The following is a 22,503-nucleotide window of genomic DNA, read 5'->3' as shown; positions in this document are numbered from 1 at the left end:
GATCGGGTCAAATCTCGAACTGATAGGTCACCGGAACATAGCGATAGCCATTACCGGCTTTCTCCACGAAGCCTGCGGCCGGGTAGGGCATGTGATAGCCGACGAAGGGCAGCTTCTCGGCCGCGATCATGTCGAATACCTTGTGGCGTGATGCTGCCGCAGCCGCCTTGTCGGCGTCGAAGCGCACTTCCCAATCCGGGTTCTGCAGCGACAACACATAGTGGTTGGCGGTATCGCCGGTGATGATCAGGCCCTTGCCGTCGGATTCCAGCCGGAAGACCAGGTGGCCGGGCGAATGGCCGAAGGCCTCATGCGCCACGATGCCGGGCGCAACTTCCGAGCCTTCCTTGACGAAGGTCATCTTCTCGGCGAGCGGCACGACATTTTTCAGTACGCCCTTGTGGCCGTTCTCGGCCGGCGAGCCGATACGGGCCGGATCCTTCCAGAAATCGTATTCGACCTGGCCGGCGACATAGCGTGCATTTTCGAAAGCCGGCTTGCCGCCTTCCATCAGGCCGCCGATATGGTCGCCATGCATATGGGTCAGCACGACCAGCGTCACTTGGGAGGGTTCGTAGCCCAGCGTCTGCATGCCGGCGACAAGCTGGCCGTTGCCCTTCTCGCGGCCGCCTTCGCCGAAGCCGGTGTCGAACAGGATCACGTCGCTGCCGGTATCGACCAGGGTGGGCGCGAAGGAATTGATGAACTTGTCCGCCGGCAGCATGTTGGCTTCGAGCAAAGCCGCGACATCTTCCGGCTTCTGGTTGATGCCGAATGTCTCGTTCGGCCTTTCGGCCAGCACCTTGCCGTCACGGATCGTGGCGACCTTGAACTTGCCGATGTTGAAGCTCTTGGTCTCGGGCATGGTGTTCATGGTGTCCTCGGGCGCGGTCTGGGCAAAGCTTGACCGGGTCAGGATTGCGGGCGCGGCAAGCAGCGTCGCGGACGAAATAAAGAGGCTGCGTCGGGTCAATGGCAAGTGTGGCATATCGTTCCTCCATTTGCTTTTCGTCAAGACGGGGAGGTTGCCCAGACCGGGCGGAGGATGAAAGTCACGATTGATCGAGGGTAATCACGATCGGGTGAGGAGGATATTTCCGCACATGCTGTCGGGATTGACTGATCGCACACGTCATTCTTCCATCAACCCCATGGAGGCCGCCATGACCGCAACGAAAATCGATATCGAGAATGTCAATCATCCGAGCAAGACATATAGCGTCGATGCCGGCATTTATGGGCTGGTGCGGCAAGCTTGGCTCGATGTGCTCGCCGGAGGTGACAAACCGCTTACGCTCGCCGAAATCGTCGAGAGACTTGCGGTCCGGTTACCGGGCGAAACCTTCACTGATGGCGCGGGCCTCGGCTGGTGGTCGAAGACCGTTCAACTGGACCTGGAGGCAAAGGGCCTCGTCAAGCGCGACAAGGGCAGCCCAATCCGCATGCGCCTGGCCTCCTGATTTTCCTCAGGCGAGGCCCAAATATTTCAGCACCATGCCAGCCGTGCCGCAGATCGCGAGCGTGGCGAAGGTGCCGGCCTTGAGACGGAAGAGCAGGATGGCCGAGGCGAGCGCCAGAACCAGTGCTGACGGATCCAGCGTCGTCCATTCGGGCGATGCGACCGCGAAGGGTCCGGCGCGCAGCGTGTCCACCCGGGCGAAGAGCACATGCAGCGCAAACCAGATCGCGAGGTTGAGGATCACCCCCGTGACCGCCGCCGAGATCGCCGCCAGCGCGCTGGCCAGCGCCTTGTTCTCGCGGAGCCTCTCGATCCACGGGGCACCGAGGAAAATCCACAGGAAGCAGGGCACGAAGGTCACCCAAGTCGTGAGGATCGCGCCCGTGATGCCGCCCGCCAGCGGCGGCAGGCCACCGGGATTGCGGTAGGCGGCCATGAAGCCGGTGAAGGTGAGCACCAGCACCAGCGGCCCCGGCGTCGTCTCGGCGAGCGCCAGCCCGTCGAGCATTTCGCCCGGCCGCAGCCAGTGATAATGGTCCACCGCCTGCTGGGCGACATAGGAAAGCACGGCATAGGCGCCGCCGAAGGTTACCACCGCCATCTTGGAAAAGAAGCTGCCGATCTCCGAGTATTGTCCGGGATTGCCCGCCATCCAGATGAGGACGAAGGGCAGCGCCCATAATGCGCCCCAGAGAATGACGGCGGCCAAGGCGCCTTTCGGCGAGGCGCGATGGTCGGTGCGCAGGTTGTCGGCGACTTCGACCGCTGCGCCATGCCCGATTGCCGGCGTCCTGGCGCCGGTCCGGAACAGGACATAGCCGGCGATACCCGCCAGCAGGATTACCAGCGGAAACGGTGCGTTCAGCAGGAAGAGCGCGAGGAACGCGAGGAGCGCGATCGCCTTCATGGCGTTGGTCTTCAGCGACCTTTTGCCGATCCGGATCACTGCCTCGATGACGATGGCGAGCACCGCCGCCTTGAGCCCGAAGAACAGGCTGCCGAGCCAATCGGTCTCTCCCCACAGCGCATAAGCCGTGGAAAGCCCGAGCATCACCAGAAAGCCCGGCAGCACGAACAGTGTGCCGGCCACCACGCCGCCGCGCCAGCCGTGCATGAGCCAGCCGATATAGGTCGCCAGTTGCTGCGCTTCCGGCCCCGGCAACAGCATGCAGAAATTCAGCGCATGCAGAAAGCGGCTCTCGGATATCCAGCGCCGCTCGTCGACCAGTTCCTTGTGCATCAGCGCGATCTGGCCCGCCGGTCCGCCGAAGGAAAGAAACCCGATTTTCGTCCAGACCCGAGTCGCTTCGGAGAACGAGGGGGCCTCGGCGGGAGCTGTCTGCTCCGGCCGGGCCGCGGTCTCAATGCCCGCCGTCATGGCTTGGCCCGCCGCGGCGCATGCGCTTCCCAGGTGTGGCGCTCTTCCGTCGCGTCGCGCGCCCAGCGATAGAAGGCGTCATAGACCAGCATGCCGTCTTCCAACTGGGCGAGATCGCTTGAATGCATGCGAGAGAGGCCGAGCGAAACGGCCAGCAGCCCCGCAGCCTGAGGGGCAAGATCATGGCGATCCGTGTCGGCTCCGCGCACAACCTCGGCAAGGCGGTGGAGTGCGGGAATGTCGAGCGCGAATTCCTCGATCATCGTGTCGAAGGTGCAGGTCTCGCCGCGATGGCTCCAGAAGACGCCCTCGATGTCGAAGGGCGTGGCACCGAACTTCTCGGTTACCGCTTCGACTTCGGATGCCGTGACGAAAAGGAACCTTGCCTGCGGATCGACGAAACGCCGGATCAGCCAGGGGCAGGCGATGCGGTCGATCTTCGGGCGCGAGCGGGTAACCCAGAGCGTGTTGCCGGTCACCGCGCCGCCAGGAATCCGCGCCACCGGCACCATCGGCAGGCCGGCCTCGATCCAGGCTTCGGTGCCACCGTCGAGAACTTCCGCCGCGGCGCCGGCGAGCCTGAGGAAGGCGGCCACGCCCTCGGAAAGTTTCTTGCCACGCTTGCAGACCACGACGACCTGGCGCCTAGCAAAGTCGCCGGCCCAGGTATCGACGGTGGAATAATCAAGTCGGATCGAGGAGGGGATGAGGGATGGAATCGCGGCGAAATCGTCGTCGTCGCGCACGTCAATGATAACAGGGGATTGGGGGGTGCCGATGAGCTTGAAAAGCTTGTCAGCCGAAATCGAACCAAAGTTCGCCATGGGTTTGCTCCGCAATTTGAAATCGGGATGCGAAACTGCAGCATGACGCCTCGTGGAGTATTCGCACACTCCATGGGAGCTTTCTGGCCCAAAGTGCGGGGCCTGTCAATGCGTGATAACCGCCGGCAGCCCAGCGCGAAGGTGTTCCGATCGTGCCGGCTGGCTCTTCACCATACTCACGTAGGTGTGGTCTCTCGCATGCCGCTTCTCAGCTTCTGTACCTTTTCGTTCAGGGCGATCATCTCAGGCACCGAAAAGCCCGATCGCTCGAGCAGCGTTTGGGTCAGGCATCCGGTCCTGGCATGCAGGTCCTTGCCCTTGGTGCTTAGAAACACCTGGACGAGGCGTTCGTCCTCCTTGTTGCGGCGGCGCTCGACATAGCCCGCGGCTTCGAGCCGCTTGACCGCCGGCGTGATGGTGGAGGGCTCGAGCCACAGCCGGTCGGAGATCGCCGTGATCGTCAAGCCGTCCAGTTCCCACAGCGTGGAGAGGACGAGATACTGGGTATAGGTGACGCCTAACTCGTCGAGCATCGGCTTGTAGACCCGGTTGATGGCGATTCCCGCCGAGTAGATGGAAAAACAGAGCTGGCTGTCGAGCGGCAAAAGCGGTGGTTCGGTCATGAAACGAATCCTTTTATCGAAGTGTTGAGAGCACCTTATCACAAAAATGATTATCGCGATAAAAAACTTCTGGACAAAGGAATCATCTTCGGTTAGATATTAATTATCGCAATAATGGTTATCGCGAAATAGGCAACCCCAGAGGAGATACCCAAATGACCAACAACACCCTGATCGCCGCCGCCGCAGCGCTGGCCGCTTCCGTCGTCGTCACCGCCACCACCGGCGCAACAATCGCCCATGCCGAACCCACCGGCGTCAAGAACATCGTCCTCGTTCACGGCGGCTTCGTCGATGGTTCGGGCTGGAAGGGCGTCTACGACATCCTGAAGAAGGACGGCTACAATGTCGCCATCGTCCAGAACCCGACCGTGTCGCTTGCCGATGACGTGGCGGTGACCAAGCGCACCATTGCCCAGTTCGACGGCCCCGTGGTTCTCGTCGGCCATTCCTATGGCGGCGTCGTGGTCAGCGAAGCCGGCACCGACGAGAAGGTCAAGTCGCTGGTCTATGTCGCCGCCTTTGCCCCCGACAAGGGCGAGTCGATCTCGACGCTGATCGCCAATCCGCCGGAGGGTGCTGCCGTTCCGCCGATCCTGCCGCCGGTCGATGGCTTCCTGTTCCTCGACAAGGCCAAGTTCGCCGCTTCCTTCGCCGCCGATGTCGATGCCGACACCGCCGCCTTCATGGCCGACTCCCAGGTTCCGTGGGGCCTGGGCGCTTTGACTGGCGCCGTCACCGATCCGGCCTGGAAGAGCAAGCCGAGCCACTACCTCGTCGCTTCCGACGACCGGATGATCCCGCCGCCGGCCCAGCGCATGATGGCAAGCCGCGCCGGCTCGACCGTCAAGGAAGTCCCCGGCAGCCACGCCGTCTATGTGTCCAACCCCAAGGCCGTCGCAGACCTTATCGAGAAGGCGGCGAGCGAGGCGAAATAAGTCCGCAGTCTGTGAGAGCCCAAGATCAAGCCATTGCGGCCGGGAAGCCACGTTTCCCGGCCGCCTTCAGTTTGGGCCGGGCATCCATCTTCCAGCGACCTCGCTGCTGGCAGTGTGAAAGCTCGAAACCCGGCCGTCGCCCATTCACCATTCCGTTAAAAATATTTCACGAGCTCAACCTTGACTCACGAACACGTGAAGCCTAAATCCACGCCGCTAGCACTCCAAGGAGACGAGTGCTAACAATCCATTCATCCGGAGAAGACCCGGCAATCTATTTGATCGAGGAAACTAACGATGGCAGACATCAATTTCCGTCCGCTCCATGACCGCGTCGTCGTACGCCGCGTGGAATCCGAAGAAAAGACCAAGGGCGGCATCATCATCCCCGACACCGCCAAGGAAAAGCCGCAGGAAGGCGAAATCGTCGCTGTCGGCTCCGGCGTTCGTGACGACAAGGGCTCGCTCGTTGCTCTTGATGTCAAGGCCGGCGACCGCGTTCTGTTCGGCAAGTGGTCGGGCACCGAAGTCAAGGTGAACGGCGAAGACCTTCTGATCATGAAGGAATCCGACATCATGGGCGTTATCGGCTGATTGCCGGATCCCTTCAATCCATGACAACCAATGGGCACTGAGCCCGGGAGTTTTCTAAAATGGCTGCAAAAGAAATCAAGTTTGGCCGCACCGCACGCGAAAAGATGCTGCGCGGCGTCGACATTCTCGCTGACGCGGTGAAGGTCACCCTCGGTCCCAAGGGCCGCAACGTCATCATCGACAAGTCCTTCGGCGCTCCGCGCATCACCAAGGACGGCGTCTCGGTCGCCAAGGAAATCGAACTTGAAGACAAGTTCGAGAACATGGGCGCCCAGATGGTCCGCGAAGTCGCTTCGAAGACCAACGACATCGCCGGCGACGGCACCACGACCGCGACCGTTCTCGCCGCCTCGATCATCCGCGAAGGCAACAAGGCCGTTGCCGCCGGCATGAACCCGATGGACCTCAAGCGCGGCATCGACCTCGCTGTCTCCGAAGTCGTCAAGGATCTTGCCCGCAAGGCAAAGAAGATCTCGACCTCGGAAGAAGTCGCACAGGTCGGCACGATCTCCGCAAACGGCGACAAGCAGGTCGGTCTCGACATTGCCGAAGCCATGCAGAAGGTCGGCAACGAAGGCGTCATCACGGTTGAAGAAGCCAAGACCGCCGAAACCGAACTCGAAGTCGTCGAAGGCATGCAGTTCGACCGCGGCTATCTCTCGCCGTACTTCGTGACCAACGCCGAAAAGATGGTCGCCGATCTCGACGACGTCTACGTTCTTCTCCATGAGAAGAAGCTCTCGAACCTCCAGGCCATGCTGCCGGTGCTCGAAGCTGTCGTCCAGACCTCGCGTCCGCTGCTCATCATTGCTGAAGACGTCGAAGGCGAAGCGCTTGCGACCCTCGTCGTCAACAAGCTCCGTGGCGGCCTCAAGATCGCTGCCGTCAAGGCTCCCGGCTTCGGCGACCGCCGCAAGGCAATGCTCGAAGACATCGCCATCCTGACCGGCGGCACCGTGATCTCCGAAGACATCGGCATCAAGCTCGAAAACGTGACCCTCGACATGCTGGGCCGCGCCAAGAAGGTGTCGATCACCAAGGAAAACACCACGATCGTCGACGGTGCCGGCCAGAAGTCCGACATCGAAGGCCGCGTCACCCAGATCAAGGCGCAGATCGAGGAAACCACCTCCGATTACGACCGCGAGAAGCTGCAGGAACGCCTTGCCAAGCTCGCTGGCGGCGTTGCCGTGATCCGCGTCGGCGGCTCGACGGAAGTCGAAGTCAAGGAAAAGAAGGACCGCATCGACGACGCGCTCAACGCGACCCGCGCTGCCGTCCAGGAAGGTATCGTTGCCGGTGGTGGCGTCGCTCTTCTCCGCTCCTCGACCAAGATCACCTCCAAGGGTGAAAACGACGATCAGGAAGCCGGCATCAACATCGTTCGCCGCGCTCTGCAGTCGCTGGTTCGCCAGATCGCCGAGAACGCCGGTGACGAAGCTTCGATCGTCGTGGGCAAGATCCTCGAGAAGAACGAAGAGAACTTCGGCTACAACGCCCAGACCTCTGAATATGGCGACATGATCACCATGGGCATCGTCGACCCGGTCAAGGTTGTCCGCACCGCGCTGCAGAACGCTGCTTCTGTCGCCTCGCTGCTGATCACCACCGAAGCGATGATCGCCGAGCTGCCGAAGAAGGATGCCGCTGGCGGCATGCCTGGCGGCATGGGCGGCATGGGCGGCATGGACATGATGTAATAGGCTCAAGCCTATTACCACCGTCTAATGTAGATAGGGGCGTCCTGAGGGACGCCCCTTTTCGTTTGACCAAGGTAATCCGCTATCTGCATGCGCCAAAAGGCTTATTCGGCGTCAAGAAAAGAAATAACGGAACCGTTTACTCTGGCGAGTGACCAAGTATTTTCGACCAAAGCACAGGGCGTGGGGATTCTCTATTGCCGAGCGGATGAAATCTCTTATATGAATTGCCTTCGATTCGAGGAAATGGGGTCCGGATACCTGCCGTCCAGTTGAATGGGAAGCCAAAAACATGACATAGTATCATGTTTTATGGTCGCGCTCGGACGAATGCTGTTTTTTCTGCCGACTGTTGGATTAATGTGTCATTGAATCAGCGCAATCTTGCCGCCTACAGGGCAAACTTACTTATCTACCATGAGTAAAGCAGAGAGTTCGCGGCAGGTCGGCGGAAGAGGGGCGGGGGCAGGCAGTGTTCAGAATATCCAAGGTGAAAGCACCTGCGGCGCAGCTTCCTCAGGAACGCTTTGAAAGCGGTTTCGAGTCGTCGGCTCTCGACAAGTTCTGCGTCACCGACGAATGGAGCGGTGATCTGGCCAATGGCCTGTTCCAGCTCGGAACGCTCAGTGAGCAATTGCATGGACTCGCAGGCGGCGAGTGCGGCCTGCTGACCCTGCTGCGATGCTACGATGCGGCGGACAGGATCAGCATTCTCGAGCTGCTCGAGAATGCCTCTTCGTCGGCCTCGTCCTTCTGCTTCTCCACGCACATCGTCACCGGTCCAGGTGAGCGCCAGCCGCTGGTCTGCATCGGCGAATCCAGCGGCTTCGGTGAGCACAACAATGGCCGCATGGCCGGCGTATTCATCTTTCCCCGCATGCCCGTCGAGACCTCGGGCCATTGACGCCTCCTCTGACGTGAAGGATGGCTGTGGCCACGACATCACACGCAAGGATCGGCATTCTTTTCCTGCATGCGCTGCCGCTGGACGGCAGGATGTGGTCGGCGCAGGTGGACCTCCTTCCCGATTCGACATATGCGCCAACGCTCTACGGCCATGGCGATACCATGCGCGAGTGGGCGACCGCCGCACTGAGCCCTGTTAAGGAGGAGCGGATGATTGTCGTCGGGAACTCTGTCGGCGGCTCCTGTGCCCTTGAAGTGGCTAGCATCGCGCCCGAGCGCGTCGCGGCACTCGTGCTGATCGGCACCAATGCCAGGCACCGGCCGAATCCCGAACTCCATGCAAGTGCATTGCATATTTTGGAGCAGGCGGGTGTCGAAGCGGCGTGGGCGACCTTCTGGAATCCACTATTTGCAGACAGCAATGCCGAAGCGCGATCAGAGGCGCTTCAACTTGCGCTCAGTCATCCCTCGGAAGACATCGCGCGTGGCGTCAGCGTGTTTCATACGCGGCCAGATCGGGAGGCGTTACTCTCGAAACTGGAAATCCCGGTCGTCTTCGTCACCGGTGCGGACGATACCGCACCCGGCCCGGAATCCTCGGCGCGGCAGACCGGACTCACCCGGAATGGCCGGCTGCATGTCATCGAGGATTGCGGGCATTACGTGCCGATGGAACGGCCCGAAGCGTTTAACGCAATCCTGCGCGATGTGATTGGTGGAGTTTAAGAAAGACCCCGCCCCAACCCCTCCCCACAAGGGAGGGGCTTACGTTGTCGCACTGTCCGCCTCAACTACCATTTCCACACGCCGCGGCGTTGCTGTTTTTGCGGTGAGGGTGCCGCCGGTTAAGCCCCTCCCCCTTGTGGGGAGGGGTTTGGGGCGGGGACTTCTTATCAACCACGCGCCGGGATATTGACGGCCTTGATGCTCGCCGGACGCTCCTCGCAGCGCTTGACGTAATCCAGCACCCTTGGGAAGCCCTTGATGCCGACCAGTTCGCCGGCGCCGTAGAAGCCGTTGATGGTGCGGAGCCAGGGCCAGAGCGCGATGTCGGCGATCGTGTAGTCGCTGCCCATCATGTAGTCGCGGCCGTTGAGCCGGCCTTCGATGACGCCGAGCAGGCGCCTGGCTTCGTCGAGATAGCGCTGGCGCGGGCGGGGATCCACGATGTGCTTGCCGGCGAATTTCACGAAAAAGCCGACCTGGCCGAACATCGGGCCGGGGCCGCCCATCTGGAACATCACCCATTGCAGGGTCTCGTAGCGACCCGCGCCGTCCTGGGGGAGGAACTTGCCGGACTTTTCCGCGAGATAGAACAGGATCGCACCACTCTCGAACAGCGCCAGCGGCTTTCCATCGGGGCCGTTGGGGTCGATGATCGCGGGGATCTTGTTGTTGGGATTGAGCGACAGGAATTCCGGCGTCAGCTGGTCGTTGTTGCTGAAATTGACGAGATGCGGCTCATAGGCGAGGCCGGTTTCCTCCAGCATGGCGGAGACCTTGATGCCATTCGGCGTCGGCAGCGAATAGAGCTGGATCACGTCGGGGTTGGCGGCGGGCCAGCGCTGGGTGATCTTGAAAGAAGAGAGGTCGGCCATGCAGGGATCCTTTGAGTGCGGAAAAGTATGGTGCCGGCAACGTAAATACATGTATCGGCCACGACAAGCGACAGATGCCCAATTCCAGCCACATTTCAAGAGGGATATCGTTCAATATTAGTGCACGATATGTGCATCTTTTGCTATCTATCGTAGACAGCGGAAAAGTGGTTGAAAGGCTCCAACGAAATCCAACGGAGTCACTTCCATGAACAATGCAATTCTCCTCGCTGCCCGCGTCCTCCTCTCGGTCATGTTCATCATGTCCGGTGCCTCCAAGCTCGTCGATCCGGGCCAGACTGCCTATATGATCACCGGCGCCGGCCTGCCCGCCGCCACCGCACTCGCCTATCTTGCCGGCCTGTTTGAAGTCGTCGCCGGCCTTGCCGTGCTGGTCGGCTTCCAGACCAAGATCGCCGCCGTGGCGCTGGCCGCCTTCGGCCTGTTTACCGGCCTCGTCTTCCACTCGGGCTCGATTGCCATTCCTGATTTCCCGCAGGGCGCGAATGACCTGCTGACCATGTTCAACGGCCTGATGATGTGGAAGAACATCACCATCGCCGGTGGCTTCCTGGCGCTTGCCGCGGTCGGTGCCGGTGCCTGGTCGATCGATGCCCGCCGCGGTGTGGCTCAGCCCGCGCTCGCCTGATACCCGACATCACAAGTCGAAACCCGCCGGAGCGATCCGGCGGGTTTTCTTTTGCCTAGAGAATATTGGGCACGCCCACCACGGCAAACGGATCGCGCGGATGGACGTTTGCCGTGCCGAAGCGCAGGAGGTCGCGCCGGCCGTGGATATCGGCGATCTCCTCGGCGATCTCGCGGATCGTCACCGGTTTGCCGGAACAGATATTGACCACGCCGGCCTGTTCGCTCCCGGCTACGCGTGCGATCATGCTGCCCGCCTCGGCCACATCGAGAAAATCCCGGATCTTGTCGCCTGACGAAAGCTCGACCATCTCGCCGGCCGCGAGCTTCCGATGCAGCATCGGAAACAACCGTGCGGGGTGTTCGCCCACGCCGAAGAGATAGAACAGCCGTGCCCAGGTCAGTTGCGTGCCGGTCTCCGCGAACCGCCGTTCCAGCATGTGATAGAGCGCGAGCTTGGCGGCGGCATAGAGGGTTACCGGACCGAGCGGCGCGTCGGCCGTGATGCGGTCATTGGGCAGGCGGTATTCGAAACAGGTGCCGATGCCGATGAACTGCCCGACCCCGGCGCGTCTCGCCGCATCCGCGAGCCGAAGACTGCCCGCGACGCAGTCCACATTGCGCGATGAATCGAGATATTTCCCGGGTTCGACAGACCAGGCGGCATGGATCACCGCATCGACGCCTGCCATAGGCGGCGCCCACCAGGCCTCGCTCTCCGCGAAAAGATCCGGCGTCTCAATGACATCGGCCTCGTGAGCGCCGAGGCCGGAACGCTCCAGGCCGCCGGGCCGCATGGTCACGACAAGCCCATGCCCGGCCTCGATCAGCGCACGCGCCACCTGCCGTCCGACGAAGCCCGACGCTCCGGTGAGCAGGATCCTCTTTTTCATGTCATCCTCAGTATCGGCGAATCGCTAGCGACATTAGCCACGGGCAAGCCGCCATGGAATATCAGAGTAGCCAACGAGCCGCTCAAAAGGATGGCACAATGGAATACGCCTTCGAAAGCAGGCTGGTCGCCGACCTCGGCATGAACAATGGCGACGACACCGGCTTCTACCTGCGCAAAGGTTTCAAGGTCGTGGCGCTGGAGGCCAATCCGGGGCTCTGCCGGAAGGCCGAGGCGCGCTTTGCCGATGCGATCGTTGAGGACAAGCTCGCCATCGTCAATGCCGCGATCTGGGATCAATCCGGCGAGGTGACCTTCCACGTCAATCTCGACAACGACCACTGGAGCTCGATCGAGACCGGCTGGGCCGGCCGCGACAACAGCCAGACGCAGCCGATCACCGTGCGCTCGATGACGCTGGGCGAGTTGTTCGCCGAACACGGCGTGCCATATTATCTCAAGATCGACGTCGAGGGCGTCGATCTCCAGGTGCTCGAACAGCTCAACTCTCTCGAATTGCTCCCCGCCCGCGTCAGCGTCGAGGATTGCCGCTTCGGTTTCCAGTATCTCGATATCCTCGCCTCGGCGGGCTATAATGGTTTCAAGTTGCTCGACCAGTCGATGGTGCCCGATCTCCGCGACGAGACGAGCGGAATGGCCTTTCCCAAGGGTGCGTCCGGCCCGCTGGGCGATGAAATCGCCGGTGGGTGGCTTTCGCATGAAGACATCATCGAGCTTTACGCCTCCACCGTGCGCGACCGCGAAGGCAACCGCATCGCCGACCGGACCCATTGGTGGGATATCCATGCGGCCCGGCTCTAGCTCCGGGCAAGTGTGTTCATTGTAGTTGGATGGTCACAGACAGAGGACTCCGATTGGCCCAGTTGGCGGCAAGCAAGGACAGCATCGGCACCGGGCGATATCGCGCCCGGCACTTCGCCGCGCCGCCTTCGACCGCCGAAGCGCTGCGGCTGCTTGATGAGATCGCTGCCTCCAGAACGGATTTCCCTACTCTGCCAACCAACTTGCCGCTCGCCCTCTATGGCGCCGGCAATCTCGGCCAGATGGCGAAGGAGTTTCTCGCCGAAGTCGGCCGCGATTTCGATTTCGTCATCGACCGCAATGCGGATACGCTCGGCGAACATCCCCTGTGGCGCGACAAGCCCATCTATGCGCCCGATGCCGCGCCCGCGCATCTCATGCAGAGCCATCTCGTGCTGGTCACGGTCGTCACCGCGCCCTATGTGCCGCTGGAAGCGATGCTCGATGATCTCGGTTTCGCGCATATCGCACCCTTCTACGATTTCGCCGAGAATTTCCGCGCCGTCCATTCGCTGTCCAACGGCTGGTATGCGCCGCCGCTTTCCGATGCCGACCACCGGAATGCCGCCAGCGTACTCTCCGGCTTCGCCGACGACGCTTCGCGGGCGCACCACCTGCAGTTCCTCGCCTGGCGGCAATTGCGGCAGGAGTGGCTGTTCGATGGCACCGTGGTCGCCAACCACAACCGCTTCTCCATCCCCGAAGTGCTGGATGCGCTGGAAGCCGATCCTGTCTTCCTCGATGGCGGCGCGCACCATGGCAGCGTCTCGCTGGCGCTTGATCGTCTCCGCCCGGACTGGCGTGAGATCATCGCCGTCGAGCCGGATTCAGCCAACCGCACGGTGCTTGAAAAGACATTCAACGATCATTGGCCTGATGAGCGTCGCACACGCATCATCGGCGATGCCCTCGGCACCGAAACTGGCAAAGCCCGCTTCCATTCCGGTCTCGGCTACGCCTCCCAGATCTCGCCGATCGGACAGGATACCGTCACGGTCACCATGCTCGATGCGCTCGATCTGGAACCGACCTTCGTCAAGCTGCATCTCGAAGGCGGCGAGCTCGATGCGCTGAAGGGCGGCCTCGAAACATTCCATCGCAGCAGGCCAATCATTGCCGCGACCGTCTACCACAATGCCGACGGCATCTGGAAAACGCCGCTCTGGCTGATGGAAAACCTTGCGGACTGCCGCATCCTGTTCCGCACCCATAGCTGGTGCGGCACTGGCGCGGTGGCCTACGCCATTCCGAACGAGAAAATCAATATGTGACGCCATGGCAGCGAGGCGCGAACCGCGTCCGCGCCGGCGAGAATAGGGAGAATGACCTTGGATCCTGTCGAACATTTCCGCACCCTCGTCGAGGGCAATATCAAGGGCATCGGCGAGGACACGTCCTTCAAGGCGCTGACGCTCAACTGGCTGATGGCGGCCATCGGCCATGGCTATGCGCAGAATTTCACCTGGCTCGGCCGGCCGGTCATCCAGGTGCCGCAGGATCTCTATGCGATCCAGGAACTGATCTGGACCTGCCGCCCGGACCTGATCATCGAGACCGGCATCGCCCATGGCGGCTCGCTGGTCATGAGCGCCTCGATGCTCGCCATGCTCGATTATTGCGATGCCGTCGATGCCGGCACCGTGCTCGATCCGCGCGCCGGCCGCCGCAAGGTCGTGGGCGTCGATATCGACATCCGCGCGCATAATCGCTCGGCGATCGATGCCCATCCGATGCGTCACAAGATCGAACTGCTGCAGGGCTCGTCTGTCGCGCCCGAGATCATGGACCAGATCGCCAAACTTGCCGAGGGCTATGAGCGGGTTATGGTCTTCCTCGATTCCAACCATACCCACGAGCACGTGCTCGCGGAACTGGAACTCTATGCGCCCTATGTCAGCCCGGGCTCCTATTGCGTCGTCTGGGATACCGGCGTCGAGGACCTGCCCGAGGGCTCCACCGCAGATCGCCCCTGGGGCAAGGGCGACAACCCGAAGACCGCCGTCTGGGAATACCGCAAACGCCTCGCCAATGAAGGCCGCACCGCCCGCGACGGGGGCAAGCTGAATTTCGATATCGACCTTAGGATCGAGAACAAGATCACGATCACGGCGGCGCCGGATGGGTTTTTGAAGCGGGTGTGAGGTGGGCGGCTGGGGGCTCACCCCCCTCTGTCCTGCCGGACATCTCCCCCTCAAGGGGGGAGATCGGCTAGAGGCGCCGCCTCGCACTCCAAACAATCGCCCCCCTTGAGGGGGAGATGTCACGAAGTGACAGAGGGGCGCGCCGCGAACTCCGCAGCAGCCTAAGCCGCCACCCCCGGCATAACCCTCACATTCTCGAAATCGATGACCAAGCTCTCGATCGGCAACATGATCCCCCCGACCATGTCGTAATACTCGGCGGGCGTCGCCGCGGTCTCATACGCATCCGAAAGATAAAGCTTGCCCTCAAGCATGCCGCCAAACGCATGTGCCGCGTCGCGATCCTTCCACACCGGCTTGAAATATTTGGCAAACCTGCCGCCCTGCCATTTGGCGAAAACCTCGCGATAGGCCGCCGACGACACCTCGAATTCCTCGCGCGTCGGATACCCCTCGCACTGGATGGCGCATGACCTGGCGAAGTTTTTCTCGAAGCCCGCGAAGTCGTATCCATATTCCCTGGCGAACCAGTGCTGCGTCATGCCGATGCAGGCAGTGACGCCGTGATGGGCGCGGAAAGGGAAATCCTTGTAGCATTCCCAGTCGTCGATCGGGCTCTTGTGTTCCCTGTGGAAGGCTTCGAGCTTCTTCTTCGCGTCCTTGAGATCGTTGACAGCCGCCGTGTTGCTCAGCGGGCAGGCGCCCATGACTGAGAGTGGCCGGCGGCAATGCACGAAGCGCTTGCCATGCATGATCAGCTTGTAAATGTTGTCGTAATCGACGATCGGGTGCTCGAAATAGCGGTTGGTCTTCGAGAGCGACTTGATCCGCTCCATCAGCACGCGCGAGACCGCGCCGTGATAGATGCCGAAGCCGCAGCCCAGCACTTCGCGGGCATGATCCCAGCGGAAGGCGCGCTCCTTGAGCTGGTCCTTGGGCACTTCATGGATTTCGGTCAGCAGTTGCACGACATTGGAATAGGGCGGCTTGCCCGGATAGGGCCAGGTGAAGAACAGCCGTGCCCAATCCAGCGCCTCGACATCGGGCATCTCCGCTTCGATGCGCGTGAGCAGCCCTGCGACATCCGGATCGATATGGTCGTCGTCGCCGATCACCGAGATCCAGCGCCCGGTCGTTGCCTCCAGTGCCACTTCCCAGTTGTCCACCATCGGCCGCACGGTCGCGCCGGAAGGCACGTATTTGACGCGCGGATCGGCGAGATAGGGTTCGATGAAGGTATCCATGACAGATGGGTCGTCGGAATTATCGACGAAGACCAGCTCTATGTCGGAGCGCAGGGAGGCTGTCAGCGCCCGGATGGTCGCCTGGAAATAGACCTGCCGGTTGCGCGAGGGCACGCAGATGGAAAGGGTGGGAACATGGGTCATGATATGGCTCCGTTGGCGGGAGCGTAGAGCGGGTTGCTTTTCTGAACCTGTCGGAAGTTGTCAGGCGGCGCTCACCATCGGCGTCAGATGCTTTGCCTGGTCGAAGTGATATTTGAGTTCCGAGGGCGGTTCCAGGACCGATTGGGCGATCCCGTAGAACTCCGCCGGCGTCCGGCATGCCGCGATCGTCTCGTCGATGAAGAGATATTGCCCACGCAGGCCGGTATAGACGCCGGAATTCCGACGCGGCAGGAAACGTGGATTGAAGGCAGCGAGAAGCCGTCCGCCCTGCAATTGGGAGAGCGCGTCCCGGCATTGCGCCGCGTGCCGGTCGAAGCCCACCTTGTCCTCGGCGTGGCCGCAGTCGATGGCCAGCGCATGGGTGAAATTTTCCTCCCAGCCGTCGAAGCGGATGCCGTATTTCGTCTTGAACCAATGTTGCGCGGCGAGGATCGAGGAGGCGACGCCAAGCCTGCTCGTGAAGGGAAAAGCCGGATCCTCGAAGTATGACGCTTCCTGCCCGGTCATCTCGTCATGAATCTCGCCAACTCGTTCGAAACGTCCGACCGCCGCCGAGTTGCTGGACGAGGTCGTGCCGAGCACCGAAAAGGGCCGGTCGATATAGACGAGTTCGCGCGCCGTCAGCAGAAGCTTGAACGAACAGTCGAAATCCACCGTCGGATGCTCGAAATAGCGGCCGCAAAAGGTTGTCCGGATTCGTTCCATCACGTCCCGGCGCACCGCGCCATGGTAGGCGCCGAAAGCGACCTTCGGTATCGGGGCGGCACCTTCCCAGAGAAACATCGTCCGGAACTGCTTGTCGCGATCGGCGAGCGTCACGCTGTTACCGAGCGAGAGGCAGGTGTTGCCGCGAAACGGCCGGTATTCCGGCCACTTGAAGCTCATCCGGTTCCAGCCCACCGCGTCGACCGTTGGCCGGCGTGCGGCGATCTCGGCAATCGTGTCGAGGACATCGGGGTCGACATAGTCATCATCGCCGATGAAGACGATCCAGTCGCCGGATGCCGCCGCCATCGTCCGATCCCAGTTGTCCTGCATCGGCAGTGGATGGTCAGAGGACTTGAGGTAGCGAATGCGTGGGTCGGCAAGGCCGGCGATGAACGCGTCCATGATCGCGCCGTCATCGGAATTGTCGGCGAATACGAACTCCACGTCGCCCCGTGGATTGGCCAAGAGGTCGCGGATCGTCTGCCGAAACGAGACCTGCCGGTTACGTGATGGGACACAGATGGAAAGCCGGGGGCTCATGGGAAACTCCGTTCTCCGCCACCCTAGCGACGATGACTTTCACGGGGCTTGAGTGGCTCAGAAGGTGAATTCGATCAGCGCCCGTTCGGGTAGGATGTCCTGCAGCACGCGGTAGAACTGTGCCGGGGTTTCCGCGCCGGCAACTTCCTGGTTGATGTGAAGGGTATTTTCGAGCAGCCCCCAATAGGGATCACGCGTGGCGGTGCCGACGAATTTCGGCTCGAACAGATGCAGGTACTTGCCGCCTTCCCAGGCTTCGAACGCCGCCCGGATACGGGCAATATGGCGCGCATACTCCTCCGGTTCGAGCCAAAGCTGGCATTCGGTGGAGACTGCACGGGCGAAGTTGCCCTCCCATCCCGCATGCTCATAGCCGTATTTCTGCTTGAACCAGAATTGCGCCGCCATGATATTGCCGGCGACGCCGGTTTCCGCCGTGAAGGGAAAGCCGGCGCCCAGCACTGCCTCTTCGAATTCCGTGCCATACTCCTGGCGATGCGCATCGACGGCTTGCCGCATCCGGCCTGCATCGCCGACCGCAGCCGAATTGCTGCTCTTCGCCACGCCGGGTATCGACATCGGTCGGTTGATGTAGACGAGGTTCTCCACGCAAGCGAGCATCTTGTGCGAGAAGTCGTAATCGACCGTCGGGTGCTCGAAATAGCGGCCGGAAAAGCGGCTCTTCACCCGGTCCAGCGAATGGCGTGCCACCGCGCCGTGATAGATGCCATAGGGACATTGCGGCATGTAGCTCGCCCCGTGCCAGCCGAACAGCCGGCCGGTTATCTGGCCGAGCGGATGGCGCATGATGCGATTGGCGAGCGAGAACGGGACCGACTTGGTGTCCGTCCGCGCCGACCGCCACTGGAACGGCGCGCGATTCCAGCCGATCGCATCGACTGCCGCGTCGCGTGCTTCGATATCGAGGATGTAGTCGACAAGATCAGGATCGACATAGTCGTCGTCGCCGATCACGCAGACCCATGCGCCAGTCGCGGCCGAGACGGTCCGTTCCCAGTTGTCGACCATGGAAAGCGGTGAAGGCTGCGAAGGCAGATAACAGACGCGCGGATCGCTCATCGCGCGCATGAAACCGTCCATCACGTCGGGATCGTTGGAATTGTCGGCGAACACGAACTCCACGTCGGTGCGCGGATTGGCCGTCAAGTCGAGGATCGTCTGGCGGAAACAGTCCTGCCGATTGCGCGAGGGCACGCAGATCGAAAGTTTCGGGACGTCAGGCATCGGGCAGTTTGAAGACCTGGATCGCCGGTGCCGCCACCGGCGCGGCATCCGCCTCGGCCGGCGCTAACTCGGTCGCCGGCGCCCCGGTCACATCTCCCGGAGCCTTGGCACGGCTGTCGCGAACTTCCCACCCCAGGCGGTTATATAGGAAAGCTGTGCCCTGATCTCGGTCTCGATATTCCATGGCAGTATGACCACCCTGTCCGGTTGTTCGGCCTTGAGCCTGACTTCATCGACCACCGGAATGCGGCTCCCCGGCAGATACTGGCCCTGCTTGGCAGGGTTTTTGTCCACCACGAAGGTGATCAGGTCGGGCTTGATGCCGCCGAAATTGAGGAGCGTGTTGCCTTTGGCGGCGGCTCCGTAAGCGGCGACTTTCAGACCTTTCCTGCGGCAGTCGATCAGGTATTCGACGAAATCGTTCCGGACGCGCTCGGCGGCGGCTTGGAAACCCTCGTAGAATGCCCGCTCTCGCATGCCGGCCTTTTCCTCGGTCTCGCGCATCCTAGCCACCGATGCTTGCACCGGCCTTGTTTTCGCATCCGTACGGGACGCGAAGACGCGCAGGCTGCCGCCATGCCAGGGCGTCGTCTCGACATCGAAGACGGTGAGCCCGTTCGCGGAGAAAATCCGCTCCACCGCGATCAGGGAGAGATAGGAATAGTGCTCGTGATAGGCCGTATCGAACTGGCTTTCGCCCACCATGTTGAGCAGATGCGGGAATTCGAAGGTCGCGACCCCCTCGGGCTTCAGCAGGCGCGCGAAGCCGGAGACGAAGTCGTTGATATCGGGCACATGCGCCAGCACATTGTTGGCCGCCACCAGGTCGGCTTGCCAGCCCTTCGCGGCGAGTTCATCGGCCAGGGAAACGCCGAAGAAGTCCTCTGTTATCTCAATCCCCTTGGCCCGCGCGGCCGCCGCCGTGCTGGTGGTCGGTTCGACGCCGAGGCACTGGATGCCCTTGGCTTTGACGAACTGCAGCAGGTAGCCGTCATTTGCCGCGATCTCGACCACGCGCGACTCCGGCGTCAGCCCGAAGCGGGCGGTCATCGTCTCGACATAGTCTTTCGCGTGGTTCAACCACGATGTCGAAAACGAGCTGAAATAGGCATAGCTCTCGGAAAAGAACGTCTCTCGCGACGCAAAGTCCTCGGTCTGGGTCAGCAGGCAATGGGCGCAGGTGCGGATCACCAGCGGATACCACAGCTCAGGTTTGGATAGCGCCTCTTCCGCCACATAGGAATTGGATGGCGGCGCCGTGCCGAGATCGAGAAACGGCCAGAATTCCTGGTGGCCGCAATGCCGGCATTTCATGGGGACACTCCCGTAAATTCGTCTGTCAGCATGGCAAAGCCCTGGTCGCGGGTCGAGAGATTGGCGACCGGCAGCGGCCATGTCACGCCGAGCCTCTCGTCGGCGATGTTGAGCCCCGCCTCGGCCTCGGCGCGATAGGGCGCGGAATGGGCATAGATCATGCGCACATCGGATGTCAGCGCCTGGTAGCCATGCGCAAATCCCTCGGGCAGCAGGAAGGACAGGTCGTTTTCCTCGGAAAGTTCCGCTGCGAAATGCCGGAGAAAAGTCGGCGAGCCGCGCCTGATATCCACCGCCACATCGAGGATTTTCCCCCGTGTGCAGGCAATCAGCTTGGCCTCGCTGAACGGCGGCGTCTGGTAGTGGAAACCGCGCACCGTGCCCCGCTCGGCCGTGCCGGTCTCGTTGATCTGGTGGATGCCACCGGTCCAGCCGATCTCTGTGAGTTCCTCGGCATCGTAGAGCCGCGTGAGATAGCCCCTGTGGTCGCCGAAGCGTTTGCGACGAAGGAGTTTGAGGCCAGAGAGAGAAGTGTCGATGGTTTCGAAGCGGGTCATGCGGCGTGTGCCCGGATGCGTCGGCGTGTGGGGGCACCCCCCTCTGTCACTTCGTGACATCTCCCCCTCAAGGGGGGAGATTGGAAGCCTGTTGCACCGCCCGCGCCGTTCAGAAGGTTGAATGTGTGGTGAGCGGGTCCCCCTATCCAATCTCCCCCCTTGAAGGGGAGATGCCCGGCAGGGCAGAGAGGGGTGCCCCGAGGCACGGCGTCATCGGCTCGCATCACGCCGTCGCCCTTTGGCCCATATCCAGCCGTCCGCCCTCAAACGCGATGAGGTCCGCGAGGCACAAATCCGACGCCGATTTGCCTTCGTGAAGGCTGCGATACCAGCGCCACGTGCGATCCACGGTCTCGCTGAGCGTAAACCGCGGCGCGAAGCCCAGTTCGTCGGCGGCCTTGGTGCTGTCGAGCGTCAACAAGCCCGCCTCGTGTGGCCCGTCGCTGCCGTCGCCCCAGCCGATATTGCCGAGCGAGAAATAGGGTGCGGAGAGTTCCAGTATCTCGCGTACCGTCGCGGTGCTTTCGGGATCGGGGCCGAAATTATAGGCCGGCCCGGCTTCCGGTGCGTTCCACAGCTTCTCGGCCAGCAGCATATAGCCCTTGAGCGGTTCGAGCACATGCTGCCACGGCCGCACCGCATCCGGCCGCCGGATGTCGAGCACCTGGCCCGAGCTAAGCGCCCGTACTGCGTCGGGGATCAGCCGGTCGGCCGCCCAGTCGCCGCCGCCGATCACGTTGCCGGCGCGTGCCGTCGCCAGCCCCACGCCGCGCGGCAGGAAGAAGGACCGTCGGTAGCTCGCGGTGACGATATCGGCGGCCGCCTTGGAGGCTGAATACGGATCGTGTCCGCCCAGTGGATCTTCCTCGACGAAAGGCTCCGCACTTTCAGGATTCTCATAGACCTTGTCGGTGGTGACGACGACGATCGCGCGCAGGTCGGGCGCCACGCGCAGTGCATCGAGCAGGTTCACCGTGCCCTGCACATTGGTCTCGAACGTCTCGACCGGCTCGCGATAACCCGCCCGCACCAGCGGCTGGGCGGCGAGGTGGAAGACGATCTCGGGATTGGCCTCATGCACCCGCGCCAGCACCGCCACGCGGTCGCGGATATCGACCAGGCCCTTGGCATGAGCGCCGTCATTGGCGAGCAGGTCAAAGAGCGAGGGATCGGTCGCCGGCGCATGCGACAGGCCCTGCACATGCGCGCCGAGTTGCTTCAACCAGAAATGCAGCCACGCGCCCTTGAAGCCGGTATGGCCGGTCAGCAGAACTCTTTTACCGCGCCAGAAACCCATCGCGTCACCACACCTTCCAGGGCGGCGTGCCCGTCTGCCAGAGGTTCTCAAGCTGTATCTTGTCGCGCAGCGTGTCCATCGGCTGCCAGAAGCCGTCGTGGAACCAGGCCTTGAGCTGACCCTCTTCGGCCAGTCCGGTCAGCGGCTCGCCCTCGAAGCTCGTATGGTCGGCCTCGATCCGGTCGAGTACCGAGGGGTTGAGCACGAAGAAGCCGCCATTGATATAGCCGCCTTCGCCCTCGGGCTTCTCGACGAAGCCGGTCACATCGTCGCCCTCGAAGCGCAGCGCCCCGAAGCGGGCAGGGGGTCGCACGGCGGTGACGGTCGCCATCTTGCCGTGCTTCTTGTGGAAGGCGATTGTCGCCGAAATGTCGGTGCTAGATACGCCGTCGCCATAGGTGAAGCAGAAATCCTCGCCGCCCTGAAGGTAGGGCGCCACGCGCTTCAGCCGTCCGCCCGTCATCGAGTTCTCGCCGGTATCGACCAGCGTCACCCGCCAGGCCTCGGCGTTCTGGCGATGAAATTCCAGCCGGTTCTCCGCGAGATCGAAGGTGATATCGGACATATGCAGCCCGTAATTGGCGAAGTATTCCTTGATCATATAGCCCTTGAAACCGCAGCAGATCACGAAGTCGCGGATGCCATGGGCATAATAGATCTTCATCACATGCCAGAGGATCGGCCGGCCGCCGATCTCCACCATGGGCTTGGGCCGTGTCTGGGTTTCCTCGGCCAGCCGCGAGCCGAGCCCGCCTGCCAGAATGACCGCCTTCATCGCGCTTCTCTCGCCATCCGAATCGCCCGCATCATGCGGGATCCTGTTCTACTCCATTTTGGCCGGCGAAGCTTTCGGGGAACTGGAGTGGCTGCGTCTTGACGGGGTAATGCATTTGCATTACTTCTGTTCAAC

23 protein-coding genes are annotated in these 22,503 nt (G+C 61.9%); 10 read left to right on the top strand and 13 right to left on the bottom strand.

Annotated elements, in window-relative coordinates; genetic code table 11:
- Positions 1-7 precede the first annotated feature (7 nt).
- Positions 8-988 (bottom strand): MBL fold metallo-hydrolase, encoded by a 981-nt coding sequence (locus IHQ71_RS20575; protein WP_258158294.1) that lies wholly within the window; start codon positions 986-988, stop codon positions 8-10.
- 175 nt (positions 989-1,163) lie between these two features.
- Here IHQ71_RS20575 and IHQ71_RS20570 point away from each other — a divergent pair, with 175 nt between their 5' ends.
- The gene (locus IHQ71_RS20570) at positions 1,164-1,460 is read left to right on the top strand and encodes a DUF6958 family protein (RefSeq protein WP_258158293.1); all 297 of its coding nucleotides are present in this window, start codon (positions 1,164-1,166) and stop codon (positions 1,458-1,460) included.
- A 6-nt stretch (positions 1,461-1,466) separates the two neighbouring features.
- Here the strand turns inward: IHQ71_RS20570 and chrA are convergent, their stop codons facing one another.
- The 3 genes from chrA to IHQ71_RS20555 form a co-directional block, all read right to left on the bottom strand.
- Positions 1,467-2,837, bottom strand: a complete 1,371-nt coding sequence (gene chrA, locus IHQ71_RS20565; RefSeq protein ID WP_258158292.1) for a chromate efflux transporter — start codon at positions 2,835-2,837, stop codon at positions 1,467-1,469.
- On the bottom strand, positions 2,834-3,661 hold the full coding sequence (locus IHQ71_RS20560) for a sulfurtransferase/chromate resistance protein (protein WP_258158291.1): 828 nt from the start codon (positions 3,659-3,661) through the stop codon (positions 2,834-2,836). Before IHQ71_RS20560 ends, chrA begins: the two co-directional genes overlap by 4 nt.
- A gap of 176 nt (positions 3,662-3,837) precedes the next feature.
- Positions 3,838-4,284, bottom strand: a complete 447-nt coding sequence (locus tag IHQ71_RS20555; protein ID WP_258158290.1) for a MarR family winged helix-turn-helix transcriptional regulator — start codon at positions 4,282-4,284, stop codon at positions 3,838-3,840.
- A gap of 155 nt (positions 4,285-4,439) precedes the next feature.
- On the opposite strand from IHQ71_RS20555, the gene IHQ71_RS20550 reads away from it, so the two are divergent.
- From IHQ71_RS20550 to IHQ71_RS20530, 5 genes are all read left to right on the top strand, one after another.
- Entirely contained in the window at positions 4,440-5,222 is a 783-nt protein-coding gene (locus IHQ71_RS20550) for an alpha/beta fold hydrolase (protein WP_258158289.1), read from the top strand.
- A 297-nt stretch (positions 5,223-5,519) separates the two neighbouring features.
- A complete protein-coding gene (groES, locus tag IHQ71_RS20545; RefSeq protein WP_258158288.1) occupies positions 5,520-5,816 on the top strand; it encodes a co-chaperone GroES in 297 nt (98 codons plus the stop codon).
- A 59-nt stretch (positions 5,817-5,875) separates the two neighbouring features.
- The gene (gene groL, locus IHQ71_RS20540; protein ID WP_258158287.1) at positions 5,876-7,516 is read left to right on the top strand and encodes a chaperonin GroEL; all 1,641 of its coding nucleotides are present in this window, start codon (positions 5,876-5,878) and stop codon (positions 7,514-7,516) included.
- Positions 7,517-7,988: 472 nt separating this feature from the next.
- Positions 7,989-8,420, top strand: a complete 432-nt coding sequence (locus IHQ71_RS20535) for a hypothetical protein (RefSeq protein ID WP_258158286.1) — start codon at positions 7,989-7,991, stop codon at positions 8,418-8,420.
- Positions 8,421-8,446: 26 nt separating this feature from the next.
- The gene (locus IHQ71_RS20530) at positions 8,447-9,148 is read left to right on the top strand and encodes an alpha/beta fold hydrolase (protein ID WP_258158285.1); all 702 of its coding nucleotides are present in this window, start codon (positions 8,447-8,449) and stop codon (positions 9,146-9,148) included.
- A 167-nt stretch (positions 9,149-9,315) separates the two neighbouring features.
- Here the strand turns inward: IHQ71_RS20530 and IHQ71_RS20525 are convergent, their stop codons facing one another.
- Positions 9,316-10,020, bottom strand: coding sequence for a glutathione S-transferase C-terminal domain-containing protein (locus IHQ71_RS20525; RefSeq protein ID WP_258158284.1), 705 nt, complete (start codon positions 10,018-10,020; stop codon positions 9,316-9,318).
- Between the two features lie 208 nt (positions 10,021-10,228).
- Between IHQ71_RS20525 and IHQ71_RS20520 the strand changes: the two genes are divergently transcribed.
- Positions 10,229-10,669 carry a DoxX family protein gene (locus IHQ71_RS20520; protein WP_258158283.1) on the top strand — a complete coding sequence of 147 codons (441 nt, stop codon included), beginning with the start codon at positions 10,229-10,231 and terminating at the stop codon, positions 10,667-10,669.
- Between the two features lie 55 nt (positions 10,670-10,724).
- On the opposite strand, the gene IHQ71_RS20515 is transcribed toward IHQ71_RS20520, so the two are convergent.
- Positions 10,725-11,561: an NAD(P)-dependent oxidoreductase gene (locus IHQ71_RS20515; RefSeq protein ID WP_258158282.1), complete on the bottom strand. Its 837-nt coding sequence runs from the start codon at positions 11,559-11,561 to the stop codon at positions 10,725-10,727.
- Between the two features lie 98 nt (positions 11,562-11,659).
- Between IHQ71_RS20515 and IHQ71_RS20510 the strand changes: the two genes are divergently transcribed.
- From IHQ71_RS20510 to IHQ71_RS20500, 3 genes are read left to right on the top strand one after another with little or no spacing between them, the layout of a single operon-like run.
- A complete protein-coding gene (locus tag IHQ71_RS20510) occupies positions 11,660-12,382 on the top strand; it encodes an FkbM family methyltransferase (RefSeq protein WP_258158281.1) in 723 nt (240 codons plus the stop codon).
- Positions 12,383-12,435: 53 nt separating this feature from the next.
- On the top strand, positions 12,436-13,653 hold the full coding sequence (locus IHQ71_RS20505; RefSeq protein WP_258158280.1) for an FkbM family methyltransferase: 1,218 nt from the start codon (positions 12,436-12,438) through the stop codon (positions 13,651-13,653).
- Positions 13,654-13,710: 57 nt separating this feature from the next.
- Positions 13,711-14,523, top strand: a complete 813-nt coding sequence (locus IHQ71_RS20500; RefSeq protein WP_258162897.1) for a cephalosporin hydroxylase family protein — start codon at positions 13,711-13,713, stop codon at positions 14,521-14,523.
- Positions 14,524-14,684: 161 nt separating this feature from the next.
- Here IHQ71_RS20500 and IHQ71_RS20495 read toward each other — a convergent pair whose 3' ends face one another.
- From IHQ71_RS20495 to rfbF, 7 genes are all read right to left on the bottom strand, one after another.
- Entirely contained in the window at positions 14,685-15,911 is a 1,227-nt protein-coding gene (locus IHQ71_RS20495; protein WP_258158279.1) for a glycosyltransferase family 2 protein, read from the bottom strand.
- Positions 15,912-15,971: 60 nt separating this feature from the next.
- Positions 15,972-17,180 (bottom strand): glycosyltransferase family 2 protein, encoded by a 1,209-nt coding sequence (locus tag IHQ71_RS20490; RefSeq protein WP_258158278.1) that lies wholly within the window; start codon positions 17,178-17,180, stop codon positions 15,972-15,974.
- A gap of 57 nt (positions 17,181-17,237) precedes the next feature.
- Positions 17,238-18,425, bottom strand: a complete 1,188-nt coding sequence (locus tag IHQ71_RS20485) for a glycosyltransferase (protein ID WP_258158277.1) — start codon at positions 18,423-18,425, stop codon at positions 17,238-17,240.
- An 87-nt stretch (positions 18,426-18,512) separates the two neighbouring features.
- Complete coding sequence (locus IHQ71_RS20480) at positions 18,513-19,739, bottom strand: class I SAM-dependent methyltransferase (RefSeq protein ID WP_258158276.1); 1,227 nt, start codon at positions 19,737-19,739, stop codon at positions 18,513-18,515.
- Entirely contained in the window at positions 19,736-20,296 is a 561-nt protein-coding gene (locus IHQ71_RS20475) for a dTDP-4-dehydrorhamnose 3,5-epimerase family protein (protein WP_258158275.1), read from the bottom strand. The genes IHQ71_RS20480 and IHQ71_RS20475 overlap by 4 nt, the downstream gene beginning before the upstream one ends.
- A 223-nt stretch (positions 20,297-20,519) precedes the next feature.
- Positions 20,520-21,593 carry a CDP-glucose 4,6-dehydratase gene (gene rfbG / locus IHQ71_RS20470; protein WP_258158274.1) on the bottom strand — a complete coding sequence of 358 codons (1,074 nt, stop codon included), beginning with the start codon at positions 21,591-21,593 and terminating at the stop codon, positions 20,520-20,522.
- Positions 21,594-21,597: 4 nt separating this feature from the next.
- Entirely contained in the window at positions 21,598-22,368 is a 771-nt protein-coding gene (gene rfbF / locus IHQ71_RS20465) for a glucose-1-phosphate cytidylyltransferase (RefSeq protein ID WP_258158273.1), read from the bottom strand.
- Between the last annotated feature and the right edge of the window lie 135 nt (positions 22,369-22,503).

This window comes from Rhizobium sp. TH2, assembly GCF_024707525.1.
Lineage (GTDB): Bacteria > Pseudomonadota > Alphaproteobacteria > Rhizobiales > Rhizobiaceae > Rhizobium_E.
Note: the sequence above shows the minus strand (reverse complement) of the source record. Positions and strands in the feature narration are given on the sequence as shown.

Coding starts and splice junctions, on each gene's coding strand:
- IHQ71_RS20475 (WP_258158275.1), bottom strand. CDS start 20,296: ATGACCCGCTTCGAAACCATCGACACTTCTCTCTCTGGCCTCAAACTC.
- IHQ71_RS20515 (WP_258158282.1), bottom strand. CDS start 11,561: ATGAAAAAGAGGATCCTGCTCACCGGAGCGTCGGGCTTCGTCGGACGG.
- IHQ71_RS20490 (WP_258158278.1), bottom strand. CDS start 17,180: ATGAGCCCCCGGCTTTCCATCTGTGTCCCATCACGTAACCGGCAGGTC.
- groL (WP_258158287.1), top strand. CDS start 5,876: ATGGCTGCAAAAGAAATCAAGTTTGGCCGCACCGCACGCGAAAAGATG.
- IHQ71_RS20485 (WP_258158277.1), bottom strand. CDS start 18,425: ATGCCTGACGTCCCGAAACTTTCGATCTGCGTGCCCTCGCGCAATCGG.
- IHQ71_RS20550 (WP_258158289.1), top strand. CDS start 4,440: ATGACCAACAACACCCTGATCGCCGCCGCCGCAGCGCTGGCCGCTTCC.
- rfbF (WP_258158273.1), bottom strand. CDS start 22,368: ATGAAGGCGGTCATTCTGGCAGGCGGGCTCGGCTCGCGGCTGGCCGAG.
- IHQ71_RS20495 (WP_258158279.1), bottom strand. CDS start 15,911: ATGACCCATGTTCCCACCCTTTCCATCTGCGTGCCCTCGCGCAACCGG.
- rfbG (WP_258158274.1), bottom strand. CDS start 21,593: ATGGGTTTCTGGCGCGGTAAAAGAGTTCTGCTGACCGGCCATACCGGC.
- groES (WP_258158288.1), top strand. CDS start 5,520: ATGGCAGACATCAATTTCCGTCCGCTCCATGACCGCGTCGTCGTACGC.
- IHQ71_RS20520 (WP_258158283.1), top strand. CDS start 10,229: ATGAACAATGCAATTCTCCTCGCTGCCCGCGTCCTCCTCTCGGTCATG.
- IHQ71_RS20570 (WP_258158293.1), top strand. CDS start 1,164: ATGACCGCAACGAAAATCGATATCGAGAATGTCAATCATCCGAGCAAG.
- IHQ71_RS20560 (WP_258158291.1), bottom strand. CDS start 3,661: ATGGCGAACTTTGGTTCGATTTCGGCTGACAAGCTTTTCAAGCTCATC.
- IHQ71_RS20555 (WP_258158290.1), bottom strand. CDS start 4,284: ATGACCGAACCACCGCTTTTGCCGCTCGACAGCCAGCTCTGTTTTTCC.
- IHQ71_RS20575 (WP_258158294.1), bottom strand. CDS start 988: ATGCCACACTTGCCATTGACCCGACGCAGCCTCTTTATTTCGTCCGCG.
- IHQ71_RS20525 (WP_258158284.1), bottom strand. CDS start 10,020: ATGGCCGACCTCTCTTCTTTCAAGATCACCCAGCGCTGGCCCGCCGCC.
- IHQ71_RS20480 (WP_258158276.1), bottom strand. CDS start 19,739: ATGAAATGCCGGCATTGCGGCCACCAGGAATTCTGGCCGTTTCTCGAT.
- IHQ71_RS20510 (WP_258158281.1), top strand. CDS start 11,660: ATGGAATACGCCTTCGAAAGCAGGCTGGTCGCCGACCTCGGCATGAAC.
- chrA (WP_258158292.1), bottom strand. CDS start 2,837: ATGACGGCGGGCATTGAGACCGCGGCCCGGCCGGAGCAGACAGCTCCC.